This is a genomic window from Streptomyces sp. NPDC043952 (genome assembly GCF_056435325.1).
This window is the reverse complement of record NZ_JBWKES010000041.1, coordinates 1-19,231: the sequence shown is the minus strand read 5'-3', so window position 1 is coordinate 19,231 and position 19,231 is coordinate 1. Positions and strand designations below refer to the sequence as shown.

Sequence of the window (19,231 nt, the reverse complement as noted above, 5' to 3'; positions counted from 1 at the left end):
CGAATGGCGGGATGGAAAGAGCACCCGGTGGCCGTCGAAGGGGCCTCCGGGCGCTCGGGTGTGCGCTCACATCTGCGGTACGGACGTCACCGTCTCGCCTGTCGGACGTACGGCGCCCATCCGGGCCGTTTGGCGGCTTCTACCCCGCCAGCTTGACGTCGGAACCCTTCACGCTGATCTGCACGCCGTTCTGCGCGGCCTCCACCTTGTCCAGCTTGATGCCGCCGGGCAGCTGGTCCACGACCTGCTGGAAGTCGGTGATCGTACGGACGCGGTCCTCGGCGAGTCCGAGCCCGGCGACCGAGGGGAGGGAGTCGGCGCGCACCTCGACCTTGTTGTTCACGACGCTGACGGTGCTCAGGACGGAGACCGTGCGGTCGACGGGGATGGCGCCGGCGATGGTGCCGTTCACCTTGACGGCGACCTTGATCTTTCCGTTGCCGCCGTCGGAGAGGCCGACGACCTTGGCCTGGATGCCGAGGCCGATGTCGGTGGGCTGCGACTTGGCGGTCTTCAGCAGCTCGTCGTACGAGATGGTCGCGGTGCCGGTGGCGCTGGAGGCGGTGGCGGAGCTGTAGTCACCGGAGAAGGAGACGCCCTTCATGTCGGCCTTGAGGTCGTCGATGCGGATCGTCTTCCCCGCCTGTCCGGTGGCCGCGTCGTAGCTCTTGATCCCGACCTCAACGTCGTCCAGCGAGCCGCCGGCGACCTGGGTGAGGAAGGGGAAGCCCTTGATGTCCACGCTGGGGGTCGTCGACAGGTTCTCCGAGGACTTCAGCTTGTCCGCGGCCTCCCCCTGGGCGAAGTGCACCGCCACCCGGTCCACGATCACGAACAGCCCGCCCAGGATCACGACGACTATCAGCAGTATTCGCAGGGCGCGCATGTGGTGTTTCCCCCCGGTCGACGTAGGTCACGGCTACGCAACGGTAACGCCGTGGGGCTTCGGGCAGGGTAAATGTCGATCACTTGTGACAGGGCACGCACTTGTAGCACCGACGGCGCCGAATGGGGTGCCTCGTCCTACCCTGGAGGCATGTACGCACGGCGACGTCACGTGACCCCTCCCTGACGCGGCCCTCGCACTGCTCCGCAGGCTTCGGGACCGCTGCGCCGGACTCCGTCCGCCGTCTTCCCGCGGCCCGCGTCGCTTGCTCCCCTCGCGCCGGGAGCCTTCCCCGACGGGCCGTGCCCGCGGTGGCGCCGAACCGGACCGCCCGGCCTACCCTGGAGGCATGTACGCACGGCGACGTCACGTGTACTTCGCCATGATGGGGATCTGTATCGGCCTCTTCGTCCTGGCGTGGGGAGTCGTACGGATCTGGTCCGTCCCGGCGGCCGTCGGCATGTGTGTCGTCGCCATGGTGATCCCGCCGGTCGCCGCGATGATCGCGAACCGGCGGGGGCCGGAGGACCGCTGGTGGGACGACCCCTCCGGCGATCCCAAGTCCGACGAGTGGTGGGACGAACTGGACGGCAAGAAGCGCCCGCGCCCCTGACCACTCGAATCAGTAGACGAGCGCCTGCGTGTCGTCGGCCAGCGCCTCCTGCACGAAGACCTGCGCACCCGCGATGCGCACGCCCTCGATGACGTCCTTCTCCGTGATCTCCCGCCGGGCCGCGCACTGGGTGCACAACGTGACGCGGCCGGCCGCGACGATCGAGTCGAGCAGATCGGGCAGCGGAGCGGCGTGCGGCAGCTCGAACTCCGCGGCCCGCCCCGGCAGCGCGAACCAGGACGACTCCCCGGTCAGCCACAGCGAGACATCGACCCCGCTGGCCACGGCCACCGCCGCCACCGTGAACGCCTGCGAGCAGCGCTCGGGGGCATCGGCCCCGGCCGTCACCTTGATCACGAGCTTCTTCGCCATGCGGGAAGCGTAGCCCGCGGCGCGAGCGCGGCTCAGACCGCCACCACGGCGATCGTCACCAGCAGGCTCGCCAGGCTGAGCACGGTCAGCACACCGCTCACGAACGCGCCGTCGACTTTGCGGGCCCGGTGGCGACGGCGCGGTACGACGTCCGGCGCGGGCGCCTCGGGTGGCAGCGGCCAGTGCGCCGGCGGCCGGAGCGGCGGCGGGAACAGCGGCGGCGGGATCGCGTAGCCGGGGTTCAGCGGGGCGCGGTCCTGGTCGTACCTGGTCACGGGCGGTGCTCCGCCCTCTGGTGCCGGCGCAGCAGCACGTTCGCGTCCGCCTCCGCGCTGCGGTCGCACTCCGCCCGCGCCACCTCGCGCCGCTCCGCGAGCGCCAGGCACGCCGAGCAGCCCGGCACCGGGCGGGGCGGCCGGCTCGGGTCGTCCGGGTCCGGCGGCGACGCCAGCGCGCGCTCGTTCGCGATCCGCACCTCGGCGCTGAGGCGTGCGCGGTCGTAGAGGTCGGCTCGGGCGGCCGGGGTGACCGGATTCGTACTCACCTGATTTACTCCTTTGCTCCAACTTCTATACGGAATGAGCCAGTTGCACTACTCTGCGTGTTCCTGGCCTGATACGAGAATGGCCCAGCGCGGCGGCGGAAACGCATGGAACGGCGCCTTGTGCCAGGCCGCGCGGGCCATGTGCCACAAATTCCACAAACCGGGGAGGGTGCGGTGCCGCAGCGACGGGCGACCACGGGTCGCAGCCAGGAGCCGAGGGCTCGCTTCATCGAGGAACTGCGGTTACTCCGGGACGAACGCCAGCTGACTTTCCGGGCGTTGGCCGCGCAGGTGGGCTGGGACCCGACCCTCTTCAGCAAGATGGAGAAGGGCCAGTCGCTCGGCGGCCCGGAGACGGTGGCCGCGCTGGACACGTTCTACGGCACGGGCGACAAGCTGCTCACGCTGTGGGAGCTGGCGAAGGCGGACCCCAAGCAGTTCAAGGAGCGGTACTGGCAGTACATGTCGCTGGAGGCGGCAGCGGTGAGCATGTGGCACTTCAGCGGCAGCGTCTTGCATGGTCTGCTTCAGACCCGCGAGTACGCGCAGGCGCTACTTGCCACGGGTGGCGGCACCCGCGATGAAGTGGAGCAACAGGCGGACGCTCGCATGGGGCGTCAAAGCGTGCTGGACGGAGAGTGCGCCCCACCGTTTCGCGCCATCCTGTCCGAGGCGGTGCTACGCAACTCACTGCGGGACGGGAAGCAGTGGCGGCGGCAATTGGAGCACCTGGTGGAGATCTCGGAGCGGCCGAATGTCACCCTTTACGTACTGCCATTCGGAGCCGGGCTGCACGGGCTGATGGACATCGCGGTCACATTCCTGCGATCTCCGAGCGGCCGGACCGTGGCCTACGTCGAGAACGCTGTGCAAGGTGAACTCATCGAGGAAGCAAGCAGGGTTGAGGATCTGCAACGCAGATATGATGCGATTCGTGACGCGGCCTTGAACCCTGCCGCCTCGCGAACGTTCATCTTGCGAATGTTGGAGGAAGCGCCATGCGAGCCATCGACCTGAGCAGTCTGACGTGGCGCAAGAGCTCGTACAGCAATTCGGACGGCGGCGCCTGCGTCGAGGTCTCCGACGATCTCCTCCACGCCGCCGACTGGCGCAAGAGCTCGTACAGCAACCAAACCGGTGGGGAGTGCCTGGAGTTCGCCGGCAACCTCCCCCTCGTCCCCGTCCGCGACAGCAAGGACACCACCCGCACCCCCCTCCTCTTCACCGCCCCCGCCTGGGCGGCCTTCGTGAGCGGGGTCAAGGCCGGGCGGTAATCCGACCTCAGACCGCTGGAGAAACCGCCGTGCGATTCACCGACCCGAACGCGATCACCTGGCGTAAGAGCAGCTACAGCAACCAGGACGGCGGCGCCTGCGTCGAGGTCTCCGACGACCTCCTCCACGCCGCCGACTGGCGCAAGAGCTCGTACAGCAACCAAACCGGTGGGGAGTGCCTGGAGTTCGCCGGCAACCTCCCCCTCGTCCCCGTCCGCGACAGCAAGGACACCACCCGCACCCCCCTCCTCTTCACCGCCCCCACCTGGAAGGCGTTCGTGAGCGGGGTCAAGCGGGGCTGATTCCCAGCGGCCAGGACTCGGTGGACGGGCTGTCCAGCCAGGCCCGTTCGCCGGTGGCACTCACTGTCAGGCCGAAGCGGTGGAGGCCGGGCGAGCCCCGGTCCCGCCACCACTCGTAGGCTCTGGTCACCTCGTCCCAGAGGCGTCGGGGCCCCCACTGCCAGACGCGAGCGCGGGCGCCGTCGCGGAACATCACGCAGGCCCACGACATGTCGGTGAGGCTGTAGAACCACACCGGCCGAGCGCCCTCGCGCTTGTCCGCCACGGCATGGCTACACTGCGGCACGCGGAGACCGAGTACGAACGGCAGGTCGGTGAAGCGGCCCGTCACGAACTCCTTCTCGGTGAGGGAAGTCGTCGTCTTATCCGCGTCTTCGAGAGGCCCCGCCGCCAGGTAGCCGGTGTGGGACAGCGGGCCCCCTCGCTGTGCACGGAGCTTCATGAACTCCACGGGCCGGATGAACGGGCCCGTCGCCGCGTCGCCCTCCACCGTCAGGCGGACCACGGCGTCCGCGTTGCCGTAGACCGTGCCCCAGGGCGCGAGGATCAGCCCGCCGGGACGCGTCTGCCGGATCCAGGCCATGGGCACCTGCCGGATGGCGACCGTGGCCAGGACGCGGTCGTACGGCGCCCCGGCGCGATGGCCCCCGGCGCCGTCGCCCACGATCACCTCCGGGTGGAGGTCCAGTCGGCGCAACCGGTCGCGGGCCCCCGCGGACACGGTCTCGTCCACCTCGATGGTCGTCACGTTGCCCGGCCCGAGGCGGTGGGTCAGCGCGCCGGCCGTCTCGCCGGTGCCGGTGCCCACGTCCAGCACCCGCATGCCGTCGCCCACTTCCAGGTCACGGAGCAGGGCGTAGACCACGGACGGCATGGAGGACGAACTGGTGGCCAGGGTTCCCGGCCCAGGTCCCGGATGGGCGCCGTCGTCCCACTGCGTGACGATGGGGACGTCGCTGTCCGCCGCCGCGAGCCAGGAGTCCGAGTCCTCCCGCCGGTCGACGGCGGCGCTCACACGGGTCGCCATGTCGTAGGGCCACATGAGGTCCGGGAGGAACGCGGCCCGGTCGACGGCCGCGAACGTCGATGCCCAGTCCGAGGTCAGCGCACCGGATTCCATGAGGACGCGCCCCAGCTCCTTGCGGCCGGGGCGGTCCGTGCGCGGGTGGTCGTGGATCACTTGCGGTGCTTCCCGTCGCCTTCGGGGCTGGAGCCGTCCGGGCTCGGGGGCTCCTCCGGCGGGGTCCACGGCTGGCCCGGAGTGGTGTCGTCTCCGCTGCCCCGGTCGGCGTACGGGTCGGTGACAGGCTTCATCGCCATCCGTCCTTTCGTCTCAGCGCACTCCGTGTGCGATGACGAACACGCTAGAGACGCCGGAGGGCCCGTCCCAGGGAAGTTCCACGGAGTTCCACGGGGATCAGAGCCCGCGCCTCGGACCCGTACACCGCGAGCCGCGTGAACTCCCTGAAGGCCGAGAGGTATTGACGGACTTCGGTGGGCGCGGTCACGTTCACCCGAGCGGTCAGCAACTCCACCTCGGCCTGCTCATCGTCGTAGACGGTGAAGGTCTCGATCATCCACATGCGGCGGGCCGCGGAGGAAGGGATCACACCGAGCGATACGGAAGGGAGTGCCATGGCGGTCATCAGATGACGCAGTTGCCCGGCCATCGTCTCCGCGTCACCGACCCGGTGCCGCAGGACGGACTCCTCCAGAAGCAGGGCGAACCGGTGGTCTCCCCCGTGTACGACGCGCGCCGACCGGGCGAGGCGGGCTTCGACGGCGTCCGCGACATCGTCGGGCGTCCGGTGGAAGCGGCTGATGGAATCCAGTAGCGCCGTGGCGTAGCCGCGTGTCTGGAGGACACCGGGGACGACGTTGGCGCAGTAGGTCCGGAAGACCCGCGTCCGCTCGTAGAGGGGGACATACGACTCCTGGAGCCTGCGCAGGCCGGTACGTTGGACACGCCGCCACTCCACGTACATGTTGTCGGCGGACCGGACCGCCGCGATCAGGTCGGGCGCCTGGTCCTCCGCTCCGCAAGCGGCGCACCACCGGCGGATGTCGTCGTCCGAGGGCGGCGTCACGGCGTTCTCCAGCCGGGACACCTTGGACTTGTACCAGCCGGCGCCCTCGGCCAGGGCGCGACCGGTGAGGCCCGCGTCCTTCCTGAGCTCCCGCAGCCGATCGGCCACGGCCTTGCGCGCTGCTTGGACGCTCGATGAGGGGGACGCGGGCACGTGAGCCGACCGGTCTACCGGATCCGGTAGTCCTCGTGTGGGATCGCCCGCTCCCACACGGCGTCGAACGCCGACGCGCACAGCTTCGCCACGTCGGGACGCTCGTCCAGCTCCGGGCCGGCCGAACCCCCGTCACCGGTGAAGTGGTTCCACATGATCACGCGTCCGTCGAACAGCCAGAAGTCGTTGCCGGGGAGCGCGATGTCCGAGGCCTTCCGGCGGGGCAGCCAGCGGACCGTCTCCCCCGCCGCCACGTTCTGGTACGTACAGGCGTGCTCGTACCGGATGTAGTCGCTCACCGGCTCGGACACGATGCGCGCCCTGCGGAACGCGACCCCTCGGGCCGTCGCGTCCCGCACCCAGGTGTGGAAATCGTTCCACCACGTCTGCGGGTCCGGCTCGGGTCGCCAGCCGGAACGCCATCGTCGAACTCGGCCGCCTCCTCCCCGATCCCGTAGGAGTCGCGCATCTCCAGATGCACGGCCGAGTGCCGCGTCTCGGCAAGCAGATCAGTGAACGCCGAGTCGGTCCGCGACATCGCATGCCTCCCTCAGCGCGGGCACCATGCGGATGGGCAGCCGCACCACCGCTTCCGTCTCCGGGACCGGCCCCGTCTCCCGGCACTGGGCCAGGAGCGCTTCCCCCGCTTTCACCCCTGAACGACGATTTCCCTCGCTTCGTCGTCCACCCAGGCCGTGGGGCACTGCGCGCCGTTCGTGTCGGGGTCTTTCGCGATGAACCGTAAGGCCATGACCGCCTCCGCCCCCTGTGGTCTGCACGACGTGCGACGACCATCATCCGGCAGCGGGGGCCGGTCAAGGGCGCCTAGCCCAGCACCCGTCCCAGTGCCCACACCACCGGTGCCGCCGCCGACAGGGGGAGGGCGACGCCCGCGGTGAAGTGGACGAAGCGGGAGGGGTAGTCGTAGCTGGCGACGCGGTGGCCGACCAGGGCGCAGGCGCCGGCCAGGGCGCCGAGGAGGGCGCCCTGGGTGCCGAGGCCGGTCATGCCGCCCACCGCGATGCCCGCGCCCGCCGCGGCGAGCAGCGCGACCACGACCGACGCGGGGGTCGGCAGGGGCAGCGCGCGCGCCAGCGCGGCGACCGCCACCGCGGCCGCGCCCACCGAGGTGGCGTGCGGGGCGGCGCCCAGGTAGCCGGTGGCCAGGATCGCCAGGGCCGCGGAGGCGACCGTCGCCATCAGGCCGTACATCCGCTCGTCCGGCGAGGCGTGCGAGCGGAGCTGGAGGACCAGGGAGAGCAGGACCCACACGCCGAGGGTGCCCAGGATCGCGGCGGGGGCGTTGCCCCGGCCCGCGGCCAGGACCGCCACGTCGGCCACGAGGCCGCCCGCGAACGCCAGCGCGATGCCCTGCCGGGCCGGCCACATGCCGTTCAGCCGGAACCAGCCCGCCGCCGTCACCGCCTGGAGCAGCACCAGCGGGACGGCCAGGGCGTACGAGCCGAGGCCCGCCGCCGCGGCCAGCAGCAGGCCCAGCAGCGCGGTGAGCAGCGCCGGCTGCATGCCGGGCTCGATGATCGGCGAACGGCCCTCCATGCGGGCCCGCTGCGCGTCGGTGATCCGGGAGTTGCCGGCGAGCGTCGCGGGGCCGTACGAGGGCTCGTCACCCGACGGTTCCCTGGCGGCCCCGGCCCCGGTCCCGGCCCCGGTCCCGACCGGCGACTCGGGCGCCGAGACCGGCGCGGCGGCGGAAGGCATGGCCTGCGCGGGTCCCGCCACCGCCACCGGCTGCGGCTGCGGCATCGGCCCAGGGTGCCCCATCTGCTGCGGGTGCGCGTGCCCCATCGGCTGCGGCGCCGGGTGCCCCACCTGCGGCTGCCCCACCTGCTGATGCCCCGACCACTGGTGCTGCGCCTGCCCCGTCTGCTGATGCTGCGGCCGCACCCCCTGCCCGCCCTGCTGGTACCCCTGACCGTGACCCGGACCCTGCGCCTGGCCCGGTCCCTGCCCCTGACCGGGGGCCTGGCCCTGGCCCTGGTCCGGTCCCGGATAGCCCGTCACCGGTGGCAGATACGCCGTCGCCTCCGCCGCCGGCTGGACCGGTGCGTGGGTCTGGGTCTCCCAGGTCTGGCCCTGCCAGGTCTGGGTCTGCTGGGGGTCGTAGCCGCCCTGCGGGGCGGGGTGGCCCGGCCAGTCCTGTGGGGGCGCGGGCTGCTGGTAGGGGTCGTAGCCCTCGTAGGGGCCGCCCTGATACGGCTGGTCGGTCATCGACTCACCCTCCTGCGAACGGCGGGAGCACCTCGACCGTGCCGCCCTCGGCCAGCCGTACCGTCTCATGCGCGCGCGTGCCGACGGGGTCGCCGTCGATCAGGTAGGAGCAGCGCTGGAGCACGCGGGTGAGTTCGCCGGGGTGCCGGGTGCGGACGGCGGAGAGCGCGTCGGCGAGGGTGGCCGCGTCGTACGGCTCCTCGGCGACACCGGCCGCGGCCTTGGCGGCGGCCCAGTAGCGCACCGTGACCTTGGGCATCTGGTTCCTCAATCGACGGCTGGTAAAAGTCAGTAGGTAACGGAAGCCAGGCTAGCCGCAGCGGCGGGCGGCCCAGTCCCCGATGCGGTCCACCAGGGCGTCGTCCGCGGCGTGCTCCGCGTGGCCCATGCCCGGCTCCAGCCACAGTTCGGCGTGGCCGCCGGAGGCGTCGGCGAGCATCCGCGGGTGGTCGAGCGGGAAGTAGCCGTCCCGGTCGCCGTGCACGATCAGCAGCGGGGTGGGGGCGATCCGGGGGACCGCCTCCACGGGCGAGAGCGGTATGGGGTCCCAGTCCCGGTGGTGGATGCGGGTGCGCAGACCGTAGCGGCCGATCAGGCGGCCCTCGGGGCGGGTGACCAGCCAGTGCAGCCGGCGCATCGGGGCGGTGCCCCGGTAGTACCAGCGGGCCGGTGAGCTGACCGCGACCACCGCGTCCACCGTGCCCGGACGCAGCGCCGCGTGCCGCAGCACCACCGAGGCGCCCATGGAGAAGCCGACGGTCGCCAGGCGCCCGTGCCCGAAGCCGCGCGCCCAGGCGACGGCGGCGGCCAGGTCGAGGACCTCCTTGTCGCCGACCGTGGAGCGCCCGCCCGAGCGCCCGTGGCCCCGGAAGGAGAAGGTCACGACGGCGCCGTAACGGGCGAGCCCGGCCGCCACCCTTCGCACATGCGGACGGTCCACGTCCCCGGTGAAACCGTGCGCGATCACCAGAACGGGGGCGTCGGAGTCGTATACGGCCCCGCCCGCGTCGTATACGGCCTCGACCGGGACGCCGTCCGCCGTGCGCAGGAATGTCCGGACAGGGCCTGGTCTGCCTGTCTCGGCATCCGGACGTACGGTGGAACCTGCCACATCTCCTGCCGGGCGATTGCTCATGTGGGCTATTCTGCTGGGCAGAGGACTCGGGCAGCGTCGCCACCGGGTCCTTTTGTGCTTTCGGAAGCGTTGTATACGGAGCGGCCCCTTCGGGTGCCCCCCGGTGTACGGGCCTTCGGGAACGCAGAGCAGTGCCCGTCCGCACAGTTCTCGCAGGGACCGAGGAGGAACCAGACGTATGAGTTCTCTGCTGCTCCTGACCAACGCCCTCCAGCCGTCGACGGAGGTCCTGCCCGCCCTCGGCCTGCTCCTGCACAACGTGCGGGTCGCCCCCGCCGAGGGCCCCGCCCTGGTCGACACCCCCGGCGCCGACGTCATCCTGATCGACGGCCGGCGCGACCTGCCGCAGGTGCGCAGCCTGTGCCAGCTGCTGCGCTCCACCGGCCCCGGCTGTCCCCTGCTGCTCGTGGTCACCGAGGGCGGGCTCGCCGCCGTCACCGCCGACTGGGGCGTGGACGACGTGCTCCTCGACACCGCGGGCCCGGCCGAGGTCGAGGCGCGGCTGCGGCTCGCGATGGGCCGCCAGCAGCTCACGCACGACGACTCGCCGATGGAGATCCGCAACGGCGACCTCTCGGTGGACGAGGCGACGTACTCCGCCAAGCTCAAGGGCCGGGTGCTCGACCTGACCTTCAAGGAGTTCGAGCTGCTGAAGTACCTCGCCCAGCATCCGGGCCGGGTCTTCACCCGCGCGCAGCTGCTCCAGGAGGTGTGGGGCTACGACTACTTCGGCGGCACCCGGACCGTCGACGTGCACGTACGGCGGCTGCGGGCCAAGCTCGGCCCGGAGCACGAGTCGCTGATCGGCACCGTACGCAACGTCGGTTACCGGTTCGTCACCCCCGAGAAGGGCGACCGCGGCGGGGACGAGGCCAAGGCGAAGGCGAACCGGGCCAAGGCGGACGAGGCGGACGCGGCCGGCACCCCGGTCGGGGCCGAGGTCCACGCGGACGCCTGATCCGCCACACCTTCCGACGGTTTCCCGCGCACAGCCGGGGTGTGGAACACCCTGCCCGAGCTGGGTCAATCCGCGTAGACTCCGCGCGTGGCCAAGGTGACTCGGGATGATGTGGCGCGGCTGGCGGGGACTTCCACCGCCGTCGTCAGTTATGTCATCAACAATGGACCCCGGCCGGTCGCCCCGGCCACGCGCGAGCGTGTCCTCGCCGCGATCAAGGAGCTGGGGTACCGCCCCGACCGGGTCGCCCAGGCGATGGCGTCCCGGCGCACCGACCTGATAGGGCTGATCATCCCGGACGCCCGCCAGCCCTTCTTCGGGGAGATGGCGCACGCCGTGGAACAGGCCGCCGCCGAGCGCGGCAAGATGGTGCTCGTCGGCAACACCGACTACATCGCCGAGCGCGAGGTCCACTATCTGCGGGCCTTCCTCGGGATGCGGGTCTCCGGGCTGATCCTGGTCAGCCACGCGCTGAACGACCTGGCCGCCGCCGAGATCGACGCCTGGGACGCCCGCGTGGTGCTGCTGCACGAGCGGCCGGAGGCCATCGACGACGTCGCCGTGGTGACGGACGACCTCGGCGGCGCCCAGCTCGCCGTGCGCCACCTGCTGGAACACGGCCACCCGTACGTCGCCTGCATGGGCGGCACCGCGGACACCCCGGCCGTCGGCGACCCGGTCTCCGACCACGTGGAGGGCTGGAAGCGGGCCATGGCCGAGGCGGGCCTGAGCACCGAGGGCCGGCTGTTCGAGGCGCCGTACAACCGGTACGACGCCTACCGCGCGGCCCTGGACATCCTGTCCGGGCCGCAGCGCCCGCCGGCGATGTTCTGCTCCACCGACGACCAGGCGATCGGCGTGCTGCGGGCCGCCCGCGAGCTGCGCATCGACGTGCCCGGCGAGCTGGCCGTGGCGGGCTTCGACGACATCAAGGAGGCCGCGTTCGCCGACCCGCCGCTGACCACGGTCGCCTCCGACCGCTCGGCGATGGCGCGGGCGGCGGTCGACCTGGTGCTGGACGACGGGCTGCGGGTGGCCGGGTCCCGGCGCGAGCGGCTGAAGACGTTCCCCTCCCGGCTGGTGGTGCGCCCCTCCTGCGGATGCGGGCACTGACCACGTCGTCGGCGCCTTCTGAGAGGCCGGTGAGAGCCCTCGCCGAGCCCCGAGGAGCGTCTTTATATCGGGCAAACGAGGTTCTGCCGGGCTTCTCAGCACGCACTCAGGAAGCTCTCATGGTCGCCGGGGAGGCTTCTTCCATGACCGAGAGCTTCCGCCGCAGCGGCGAGTACGACTACGACCCGCAGGGTCCGCACCGTCAGAGTCATGGCTACTCCGCTCCCGTGAACCCTCAGTGGCCGCCCCCGCCGGCGTACGAGCCGGCGGCCACCTCGCCCCTGCCGCCCGCCGGACCGGAGACGGCGCCGGAGCCGGGGCGCAAGCGGGCCCGCGGTCCCGTGGCCCTCCTCGCGGCGGTCGCGCTCGTCGCGGCGGCGGTCGGCGGCGCCACCGCGTACGGTTTCCAGGAGCTGGCGGGCAAGAGCGACGCGACCGCCACCGGGACCAGCACCGCCGTGGTGCCGGCCGGCAAGAAGGGCAATGTCGCCGCGATCGCGGCCGCGGTCAGCCCGAGCGTGGTGGAGATCAACGCCACCCTCGCCGACGGCTCCTCCACCGGCTCCGGCGTGGTCATCTCGTCCAAGGGCGAGGTCATCACCAACAACCACGTCATCGCGGGCGCGCAGTCGGTCAAGGTGCGCACCAGCGACGGGCACAGCTACACCGCCGACGTGGTGGGCACCGACCGCTCCAAGGACCTCGCGCTGATCAAGCTGGAGGGCGCCTCGGGGCTGCGGGCGGCGAGCCTCGGCAACTCGGACAGCGTGCAGGTCGGCGACTCGGTGGTGGCGATCGGCTCGCCCGAGGGCCTGACCGGCACCGTCACCAGCGGCATCGTCTCGGCGCTCAACCGGGATGTCACGGTGCCGACGGACGAGAGCCAGGGGCAGGGCCAGGGCGGCGACGGGAGCTGGCCGTTCCAGTTCGGCGGACGCGAGTTCAACGGCGACACCGGCTCGTCCACCACCACGTACAAGGCGATCCAGACGGACGCCTCCCTCAACCCCGGCAACTCCGGCGGCGCGCTGATCGACGCGGCCGGCAACATCATCGGCATCAACTCCGCGATGTACTCGTCGAGCCAGCAGGCGTCCTCGTCCTCGGACGCGGGCAGCATCGGCCTCGGCTTCGCGATCCCCGTCAACACGGTCAAGTCCGACCTGGCCAAGCTGCGCTCGGGCGGGCAGAACTAGGGGCCCACCAGGGCTCCACAGAGCCCCACCGGGGCTTCGCAGGGCCCCGCCGGGGCCTCACGTGGGCCCCTCGGGCCCGCACACCGGTCCCACCGGGGCCGTCCAGCGTCACTCGGGGTGTCTGGAGGAACATCATGATCCAGCTGACTTTCCACCGGGAAGCGGGCCTCGGCCCGGCCGATCTCACCCTCGCCCTCGCCGTGGCACGCCGGCTGCACGCGCCGGCCGCCCCCGAGCCCCGCGCCGCGGAGATCGCCCCGGCGCACGTCCCCCAGCTGATGGGGCTGCGCCGCAGCGCCTCGGACCGGCACCACCGCCGGGGTCACAAGGTGCCGCTGCACCGGCTGACCGCGATGCGCAATCTCGCCGCCCTCACGGCCTGACCCCCGGCATCCGTGCCGCCCGGCCCGGCACCATGGCAGGCTGGAGGACCGGAACGACCGGAGAACCCTGACGACAGAACGACCCGGACACGCACCACCCCCACCACAGAACCCATCCACCCCCAAGGAATCGCGAGCATGAGCCCCGCCGAAGGCGACCGTGACACCCAGCGCATCCTGATCGTCGACGACGAGCCGGCCGTACGCGAGGCGCTCCAGCGCTCCCTCGCCTTCGAGGGGTACGACACCGAGGTCGCCGTCGACGGCGCGGACGCGCTGGAGAAGGCCGCGGCGTACCAGCCGGACCTGGTCGTCCTGGACATCCAGATGCCCCGGATGGACGGTCTGACGGCGGCCCGCCGCATCCGCGGCGGCGGCGACACCCTGCCGATCCTCATGCTCACCGCCCGCGACACGGTCGGCGACCGGGTGACCGGCCTGGACGCGGGCGCCGACGACTACCTCGTCAAGCCGTTCGAGCTGGACGAGCTGTTCGCCCGGATCCGCGCCCTGCTGCGGCGCAGCTCGTACGCGGCGGCCGTCTCCCCGGCGGCCCAGGCGGACGAGGCCCTCACCTTCGGCGATCTGCGCATGGACCTCGCGACCCGCGAGGTCACGCGGGGCGGCCGGCAGGTCGAGCTGACCCGCACCGAGTTCACGCTCCTGGAGATGTTCATGGCGCACCCGCGCCAGGTCCTCACCCGCGAGCAGATCCTCAAGGCGGTCTGGGGCTTCGACTTCGAGCCGTCCTCCAACTCGCTGGACGTGTACGTGATGTACCTGCGGCGCAAGACCGAGGCGGGCGGGGAGCCCCGGCTGGTGCACACCGTGCGGGGCGTCGGCTATGTGCTGCGGCAGGGCGGCGCCGAGTGAACAAGCTCGTACGGCGCTACCGCTCGCTGCCGATCAGGGCCCGGCTGGCCGTCCTGGTCGCGGCGGCGGTGGCGTTCGCGGTCGCGGCGGTGTCGGTGTCGTGCTGGTTCATCGTGGAGAAGAAGCTCTACGACGAGGTGGACAACCGGCTGATGAGCATAAGGCCGTTCTCCCCCGACTACGCCACCACGCTGCTGGCCGCCTGCCCGCAGGCCCCGGCCACCATGGTCGGCCGCTCCCCGGCCTTCGTGTACCTCCAGATGGTGACGGTCGACGGCAAGTTCTGCGTCGTACCGGACTCCGACGGCGTGCTGAAGGTGACGGCGACGGACAAGAACGCGGCGAAGGGCATGGACTTCCGCAAGCGTCTCTTCTACGACAGCGCCGACAGCGCCGGAAACGACGTCCGGGTCATGGACATGGCTATCCCGACGGGGCCGGGGGAGACCTACCCCGGCATCGTCGTGGTGGCCGCCATCTCCCTCAAGGACACCCAGAAGACGCTGGACGACCTCGCGCTGATCCTGCTCCTGGTCTCCGGCGTCGGCGTGCTGGGAGCGGGCGCCGCCGGTCTCGCCGTGGCCCGCGCGGGCCTGCGCCCGGTCGACCGGCTGACGGAGGCCGTGGAGCAGCTGGCCCGCACCGAGGACCTGACCATCCGCATCCCCGTGGAGGACGACAGCGACGACGAGGTGGCCCGGCTGTCGCGGTCGTTCAACTCGATGACCTCCTCGCTGGCCGGGTCCCGCGTGATGCAGCAGCAGCTGATCGCGGACGCCGGGCACGAGCTGCGCACCCCGCTGACCTCGCTGCGCACCAACATCGAACTGCTCACCCGCAGCGAGGAGACGGGCCGCCCGCTCCCGCCGGAGGACCGCAAGGCCCTGCTCTCCTCGGTGACGGCGCAGGTGACCGAACTGGCGTCGCTGATCGGCGACTTGCAGGAGCTGTCCCGGCCGCAGGGGCAGGGCGGCGAGCAGACGCAGATCGCCTCGTTCCAGGACATCGTGGAGGCCGCCCTGCGCCGGGCCCGGCTGCGCGGCCCGGAGCTGACCATCACGGCGGACCTGGAGCCCTGGTACGTGTACGGGGAGCCGTCCGCGCTGGAGCGCGCCGTGGTCAACATCCTGGACAACGCGGTGAAGTTCAGCCCCGAGGGCGGCACCATCGAGGTCCGGCTGACCGGGGGCGTGCTCACCGTGCGCGACCACGGTCCCGGTGTCCCCGAGGACGAACTCCCGCATGTCTTCGACCGGTTCTGGCGCTCCCCCGGCGCCCGCGCGCTGCCCGGCTCCGGCCTCGGCCTGTCCATCGTCGCCCGTACGGTCCAGCAGTGCGGCGGCGAGGTCACCCTGGCCCCGGCACCGGGCGGCGGCACGGTGGCGACCGTACGGCTGCCGGGGGCACCGGTCCCCCCGCCGGAACCGGCCGCGAGCGAGACGACCGGGCAGTCGTAACCGGCCCCGGCGGCCCGGAGCGCACCTCGGCACAGGACCACGTCCGCTCGGCGGCATCACCGACGTCACCGCCCCCGGCCGGCCCCTCGTGCACCGCCTGTCCGGTGCGCATGCCGGGACGGACAAGCCGGCCATGGACACCCTGGGCGCCTTCCCGCGGCCCCCGGAATGAACACCGGGGCGGGCCGCCGGCCGGTGTTCTCGGCGGCGCCGGTGACCGCCCCGTACTCTCGTACGCATGAGCAGCGACGACACCGTACGGGCCTTTCCCGCCCGCTCCATCGAGACCCTTTCCGCGCTCACCCCGGACCAGGCCGAGGCCGTGCTCACCCTGCTCGGCGAGGCCGCGGCGGTCGACGGGCAGCAGCCGGTGTCCGAGCAGGGCCGCCTGCAACTGCGCGGGGGCGCCCGTGAGGGCGTCTCGCACCTGCTGCTGACCGTCGACGGCCAACTCGTCGGCTACGCCCAGCTGGAGGACACCGACCCGGTGGAGGCGCCGGCCGCCGAACTCGTCATCCACCCCGCGCACCGCGGCCACGGACACGGCCGCGCGCTCGGCACGGCCCTGCTCGCCGCCTCCGGCAAGCGCCTCCGGGTGTGGGCGCACGGCGGACACCCGGCCGCCCGCCATCTCGCCCAGGTGCTCGGTCTGACCCTGTTCCGCGAACTTCGCCAGATGCGGCGCGAGTTGACGGGACTTGAGCTGCCGGAGCCGCAGCTGCCCGAGGGCGTGAGCGTGCGCGCCTTCGAGCCTGGCGAGGACGACGCCGCGTGGCTCGCGGTCAACGCGGGCGCGTTCGCCCACCATCCCGAGCAGGGCTCGCTGACCCAGCGCGACCTGGACGACCGCAAGGCCCAGCCGTGGTTCGACCCGGCCGGGTTCTTCCTCGCCGAGCGGCGCGGGGAGCTGATCGGCTTCCACTGGACCAAGGTGCACGCGGAGGAGGGCCTCGGCGAGGTCTATGTGCTCGGGGTGCGCCCCGGCGAGCAGGGCGGCGGCCTGGGCAAGGCGCTCACCACCATCGGCCTGCGCCATCTCGCCGCGCAGGGCCTGCCGACCGCGATGCTCTACGTCGACGCGGACAACAAGGCCGCGGTCGCGGTGTACGAGCGGCTGGGATTCCGTACGTACGAGACGGACCTGATGTACCGCACCGAGACGTGACATAAGGGTCATCGGACCCCTCAAGGGGCGGTCGCCTTGACGGCCGCCCCTTCTTTGCACCACCCTTTCACTACTCAATTAGTGAAAGGGTGGTGCACGCGTGGTCGAATACCGCATCGACCGGCACAGCGGTGTCGCCACGTACGTCCAGATCGTCCAGCAGACCAAGCAGGCCCTGCGCCTGGGTCTGCTGCGCCCCGGCGACCGGCTGCCGACGGCCCGCGAGGTCGTCGAGGCCACCGCCATCAACCCCAACACCGTCCTCAAGGCCTACCGCGAGCTGGAGCGGGAGGGCCTGGTCGAGGCGCGGCGGGGGCTCGGCACCTTCGTGCGCCGAGCGCTGGGCACCGCCCCCGCCGACTCCCCGCTCCGCGCGGAGCTGGAGGACTGGGCCCGCCGCGCCGGCGCGGCCGGCCTGGAGCGGGAGGACGTGGCCGCGATCTTCACCGCCGTACTCGACAAGCACTTCCAGGGAGATCCGTCATGAGCAGCGACACGGCCCTGCGGGCCGACGCTCTGGGCAAACGGTTCGGCCGCCGGGGCGGCTGGGCCCTGCGGGACTGCGCGTTCCGGCTGCCGAGGGGGCGCGTGTGCGCCGTCGTGGGCCCCAACGGGGCGGGCAAGTCCACCCTGCTGGCCCTCGCCGCCGGGCTGACGGCCCCCACCGAGGGCGCCCTCACCGTCCTCGGCACCACCCCCGCCGAGGCCCGCCCGCGGGTCGGCTACGTCGCCCAGGACAAGCCCCTGTACCCGCAGCTCACCGTCGCGGAGACGCTGCGCATGGGCGCCGACCTCAACCCCGGACGCTGGGACGCGGACCTCGCCGGGCACATCGCCGGGAACCTGGACGCGGCCGCCCGCATCCGCACCCTCTCCGGCGGCCAGCGCACCCGTGTCGCGCTCGCCCTCGCCCTCGGCAAGCGGCCCGAACTGCTGTTCCTGGACGAGCCGATGGCCGACCTCGACCCGGTGGCCCGGCACGAGCTGATGGGCACGCTGATGGGCCAGGCCGCGCTGCACGGCACCACCATCGTGCTCTCCTCGCACGTCATCGCGGAGCTGGAGGAGTCCTGCGACCATCTGCTGCTGGTCGCGGGCGGCCGGATCCGGCTGGCCGGCGAGATCGACGAGCTGCTCGCCGCCCATCTGCGGATCAGCGGCGCCGCCGCGGGCGCCGACCTCGGCCCGCACACCGTGGTCGAGTCCCGCGTCACCGGCCGCCAGCTCACCGCGCTGATCCGCCCGGCCGGACCGCTCGCCGGCGACTGGCGCACCACCGCGCCCTCCCTGGAGGAGCTGGTCCTCGCCCACCTGCGGGGCCCCGGCGCCCCGAACCCCACGAAGGAGCGTGCCGCGTGAGCGCCGTGACCCTGACCGCCGCACCCGCCGACCGGCCCCGGCAGATCCGCTGGCTGCTGCGCCTGCACCGGCCCGCGCTGTACACCTGGGGCGTGCTGTGGCTCGCCCTGGCCGCCCTGCTGATCGCCCTCTCCGGCCCGCTCGCGGACGCGGCGGCCGAGGGCTGGCGGCAGTACAACGCCTGCGGCATGAGCGAGCGGTGCAGCTACGACCAGGCCGCGATCATGCACTACAAGGACTACTACAACTACGCCACCATCGCCCTGAACGTGCTGCCCTTCCTGGTGGCCGCCTGGGCGGGCGCCGCGCTGACCGGCCGGGAGCTGGAGTCCGGCACCGCCCGCCTCGCCTGGACCCAGGCCACCTCCCCGGCGCGCTGGCTCGCGGTGCGCCTCGCCGTGCCGGCGCTCGGCGTCGCCGTCTGCACCGGGCTGCTGGCGTGGCTGCACCACCGCGCCTGGGCCGCGGGGCAGGGCCGGATCGACTCCGCCAAGGAGTGGTACGACCGCTTCACCCTGCACGCCAACGGCCCCATCGTGGTGGCACTCGCCCTCGCCGGGCTCGCGGCCGGCGCCCTGGCCGGGCTGCTGCTGCGCCGGACGCTGCCCGCGCTGGTCGTCGGGGTGGCGGTGAGCGGGGGGCTGCTGGGGCTGGCGTACCAGGCGCTGCCGTACCTGTGGCCGGCGGTCACCCGCGAGAGCACGGTGAACCACGGCTTCGCCGGCCGCGGGCTGGTGGTCGACCAGGGCATGGTGACCCGCTCCGGCGCCCATGTGCCGATTCCGTCGTGCGACACCCCCGCGTCGTGCGAGACCGCGTACGCGGGCTTCGCCGGCCGCTACAGCACCTACCACCCCGCCTCCCACTTCTGGGGGCTCCAGCTCACCACCAGCGCGCTGTTCCTGGCCGTCGCCGCGCTGCTGGTCACCGGCTGCTTCCTGGTGCTGCGCCGGCAGACCGGGACGCTGCGCACCGCGCGGGCCGCCGCCTGACGCCTTCTTCCACCGGGTGGGGGGGGGGGGGGGGGGGGGGGGTTCCCCCTCCCCCCCCCCCCCCCCCCCCCCCCCCCCCCCCCCTCCCCCCCCCCACCCCCCCCCCCCCCCCCCCCCCCCCCCCCCCCCCCCCCCCCCCC

Annotated in this window: 24 protein-coding genes and 1 pseudogene; 14 read left to right on the top strand and 11 right to left on the bottom strand. The window is 72.5% G+C overall.

Annotation, left to right across the window (positions count from 1 at the left end):
* Nucleotides 1-139: 139 nt before the first annotated feature.
* Nucleotides 140-886, bottom strand: a complete 747-nt coding sequence (locus AC069R_RS29935; RefSeq protein ID WP_478769875.1) for an LmeA family phospholipid-binding protein — start codon at nt 884-886, stop codon at nt 140-142.
* 349 nt (nt 887-1,235) lie between these two features.
* Here AC069R_RS29935 and AC069R_RS29930 point away from each other — a divergent pair, with 349 nt between their 5' ends.
* Entirely contained in the window at nt 1,236-1,499 is a 264-nt protein-coding gene (locus tag AC069R_RS29930) for a DUF3099 domain-containing protein (RefSeq protein ID WP_397985254.1), read from the top strand.
* Nucleotides 1,500-1,508: 9 nt separating this feature from the next.
* Here the strand turns inward: AC069R_RS29930 and AC069R_RS29925 are convergent, their stop codons facing one another.
* From AC069R_RS29925 to AC069R_RS29915, 3 genes are read right to left on the bottom strand one after another with little or no spacing between them, the layout of a single operon-like run.
* Nucleotides 1,509-1,871 (bottom strand): DsrE family protein, encoded by a 363-nt coding sequence (locus tag AC069R_RS29925; RefSeq protein WP_478769874.1) that lies wholly within the window; start codon nt 1,869-1,871, stop codon nt 1,509-1,511.
* Nucleotides 1,872-1,903: 32 nt separating this feature from the next.
* Entirely contained in the window at nt 1,904-2,146 is a 243-nt protein-coding gene (locus AC069R_RS29920; RefSeq protein WP_478769873.1) for a hypothetical protein, read from the bottom strand.
* Nucleotides 2,143-2,415: a hypothetical protein gene (locus AC069R_RS29915; protein WP_478769872.1), complete on the bottom strand. Its 273-nt coding sequence runs from the start codon at nt 2,413-2,415 to the stop codon at nt 2,143-2,145. The genes AC069R_RS29920 and AC069R_RS29915 overlap by 4 nt, the downstream gene beginning before the upstream one ends.
* Before the next feature lie 174 nt (nt 2,416-2,589).
* Here AC069R_RS29915 and AC069R_RS29910 point away from each other — a divergent pair, with 174 nt between their 5' ends.
* The 3 genes from AC069R_RS29910 to AC069R_RS29900 are packed head-to-tail and all read left to right on the top strand — an operon-like array spanning nt 2,590 to nt 3,991.
* Nucleotides 2,590-3,432, top strand: a complete 843-nt coding sequence (locus AC069R_RS29910; RefSeq protein WP_478769871.1) for a helix-turn-helix domain-containing protein — start codon at nt 2,590-2,592, stop codon at nt 3,430-3,432.
* Nucleotides 3,414-3,689 (top strand): DUF397 domain-containing protein, encoded by a 276-nt coding sequence (locus tag AC069R_RS29905; protein WP_478769870.1) that lies wholly within the window; start codon nt 3,414-3,416, stop codon nt 3,687-3,689. The genes AC069R_RS29910 and AC069R_RS29905 overlap by 19 nt, the downstream gene beginning before the upstream one ends.
* Nucleotides 3,690-3,718: 29 nt before the next feature.
* Nucleotides 3,719-3,991: a DUF397 domain-containing protein gene (locus AC069R_RS29900; protein WP_478769869.1), complete on the top strand. Its 273-nt coding sequence runs from the start codon at nt 3,719-3,721 to the stop codon at nt 3,989-3,991.
* Here the strand turns inward: AC069R_RS29900 and AC069R_RS29895 are convergent.
* The 7 genes and pseudogenes from AC069R_RS29895 to AC069R_RS29865 all read right to left on the bottom strand — a co-directional run bounded on the left by AC069R_RS29895 (nt 3,978) and on the right by AC069R_RS29865 (nt 9,595).
* Nucleotides 3,978-5,171, bottom strand: coding sequence for a methyltransferase domain-containing protein (locus AC069R_RS29895; protein ID WP_478769868.1), 1,194 nt, complete (start codon nt 5,169-5,171; stop codon nt 3,978-3,980). The two genes, AC069R_RS29900 and AC069R_RS29895, sit on opposite strands and share 14 nt — an antisense overlap.
* Nucleotides 5,168-5,305 carry a hypothetical protein gene (locus AC069R_RS29890; protein WP_478769867.1) on the bottom strand — a complete coding sequence of 46 codons (138 nt, stop codon included), beginning with the start codon at nt 5,303-5,305 and terminating at the stop codon, nt 5,168-5,170. Before AC069R_RS29890 ends, AC069R_RS29895 begins: the two co-directional genes overlap by 4 nt.
* Nucleotides 5,306-5,355: 50 nt before the next feature.
* Entirely contained in the window at nt 5,356-6,231 is an 876-nt protein-coding gene (locus AC069R_RS29885; RefSeq protein WP_478769866.1) for a helix-turn-helix domain-containing protein, read from the bottom strand.
* 14 nt (nt 6,232-6,245) lie between these two features.
* A pseudogene (locus tag AC069R_RS29880) lies at nt 6,246-6,769 on the bottom strand (DUF6879 family protein).
* Nucleotides 6,770-7,056: 287 nt separating this feature from the next.
* The gene (locus AC069R_RS29875) at nt 7,057-8,460 is read right to left on the bottom strand and encodes a hypothetical protein (protein ID WP_478769865.1); all 1,404 of its coding nucleotides are present in this window, start codon (nt 8,458-8,460) and stop codon (nt 7,057-7,059) included.
* Between the two features lie 4 nt (nt 8,461-8,464).
* A complete protein-coding gene (locus tag AC069R_RS29870; RefSeq protein ID WP_397985245.1) occupies nt 8,465-8,719 on the bottom strand; it encodes a MoaD/ThiS family protein in 255 nt (84 codons plus the stop codon).
* Between the two features lie 51 nt (nt 8,720-8,770).
* Nucleotides 8,771-9,595: an alpha/beta hydrolase family protein gene (locus AC069R_RS29865; RefSeq protein WP_478769864.1), complete on the bottom strand. Its 825-nt coding sequence runs from the start codon at nt 9,593-9,595 to the stop codon at nt 8,771-8,773.
* A 178-nt stretch (nt 9,596-9,773) separates the two neighbouring features.
* Here AC069R_RS29865 and AC069R_RS29860 point away from each other — a divergent pair, with 178 nt between their 5' ends.
* The 10 genes from AC069R_RS29860 to AC069R_RS29815 all read left to right on the top strand — a co-directional run bounded on the left by AC069R_RS29860 (nt 9,774) and on the right by AC069R_RS29815 (nt 19,091).
* A complete protein-coding gene (locus tag AC069R_RS29860) occupies nt 9,774-10,553 on the top strand; it encodes a winged helix-turn-helix transcriptional regulator (protein ID WP_478769863.1) in 780 nt (259 codons plus the stop codon).
* Between the two features lie 87 nt (nt 10,554-10,640).
* The gene (locus tag AC069R_RS29855) at nt 10,641-11,666 is read left to right on the top strand and encodes a LacI family DNA-binding transcriptional regulator (RefSeq protein WP_478769862.1); all 1,026 of its coding nucleotides are present in this window, start codon (nt 10,641-10,643) and stop codon (nt 11,664-11,666) included.
* A 143-nt stretch (nt 11,667-11,809) separates the two neighbouring features.
* On the top strand, nt 11,810-12,862 hold the full coding sequence (locus AC069R_RS29850) for a S1C family serine protease (protein WP_478769861.1): 1,053 nt from the start codon (nt 11,810-11,812) through the stop codon (nt 12,860-12,862).
* 134 nt (nt 12,863-12,996) lie between these two features.
* Nucleotides 12,997-13,245, top strand: coding sequence for a hypothetical protein (locus tag AC069R_RS29845; protein WP_397985240.1), 249 nt, complete (start codon nt 12,997-12,999; stop codon nt 13,243-13,245).
* A gap of 138 nt (nt 13,246-13,383) precedes the next feature.
* On the top strand, nt 13,384-14,118 hold the full coding sequence (locus AC069R_RS29840; RefSeq protein WP_037653459.1) for a response regulator transcription factor: 735 nt from the start codon (nt 13,384-13,386) through the stop codon (nt 14,116-14,118).
* On the top strand, nt 14,115-15,575 hold the full coding sequence (locus AC069R_RS29835; protein WP_478769860.1) for a HAMP domain-containing sensor histidine kinase: 1,461 nt from the start codon (nt 14,115-14,117) through the stop codon (nt 15,573-15,575). Before AC069R_RS29840 ends, AC069R_RS29835 begins: the two co-directional genes overlap by 4 nt.
* A 238-nt stretch (nt 15,576-15,813) precedes the next feature.
* Nucleotides 15,814-16,740 carry a mycothiol synthase gene (mshD, locus tag AC069R_RS29830; protein ID WP_478769859.1) on the top strand — a complete coding sequence of 309 codons (927 nt, stop codon included), beginning with the start codon at nt 15,814-15,816 and terminating at the stop codon, nt 16,738-16,740.
* 100 nt (nt 16,741-16,840) lie between these two features.
* Nucleotides 16,841-17,227, top strand: coding sequence for a GntR family transcriptional regulator (locus tag AC069R_RS29825; protein WP_397985237.1), 387 nt, complete (start codon nt 16,841-16,843; stop codon nt 17,225-17,227).
* Complete coding sequence (locus tag AC069R_RS29820; RefSeq protein ID WP_478769858.1) at nt 17,224-18,099, top strand: ABC transporter ATP-binding protein; 876 nt, start codon at nt 17,224-17,226, stop codon at nt 18,097-18,099. The genes AC069R_RS29825 and AC069R_RS29820 overlap by 4 nt, the downstream gene beginning before the upstream one ends.
* Nucleotides 18,096-19,091, top strand: coding sequence for an ABC transporter permease (locus AC069R_RS29815; protein ID WP_478769857.1), 996 nt, complete (start codon nt 18,096-18,098; stop codon nt 19,089-19,091). Before AC069R_RS29820 ends, AC069R_RS29815 begins: the two co-directional genes overlap by 4 nt.
* The last annotated feature ends 140 nt before the right edge of the window (nt 19,092-19,231 follow it).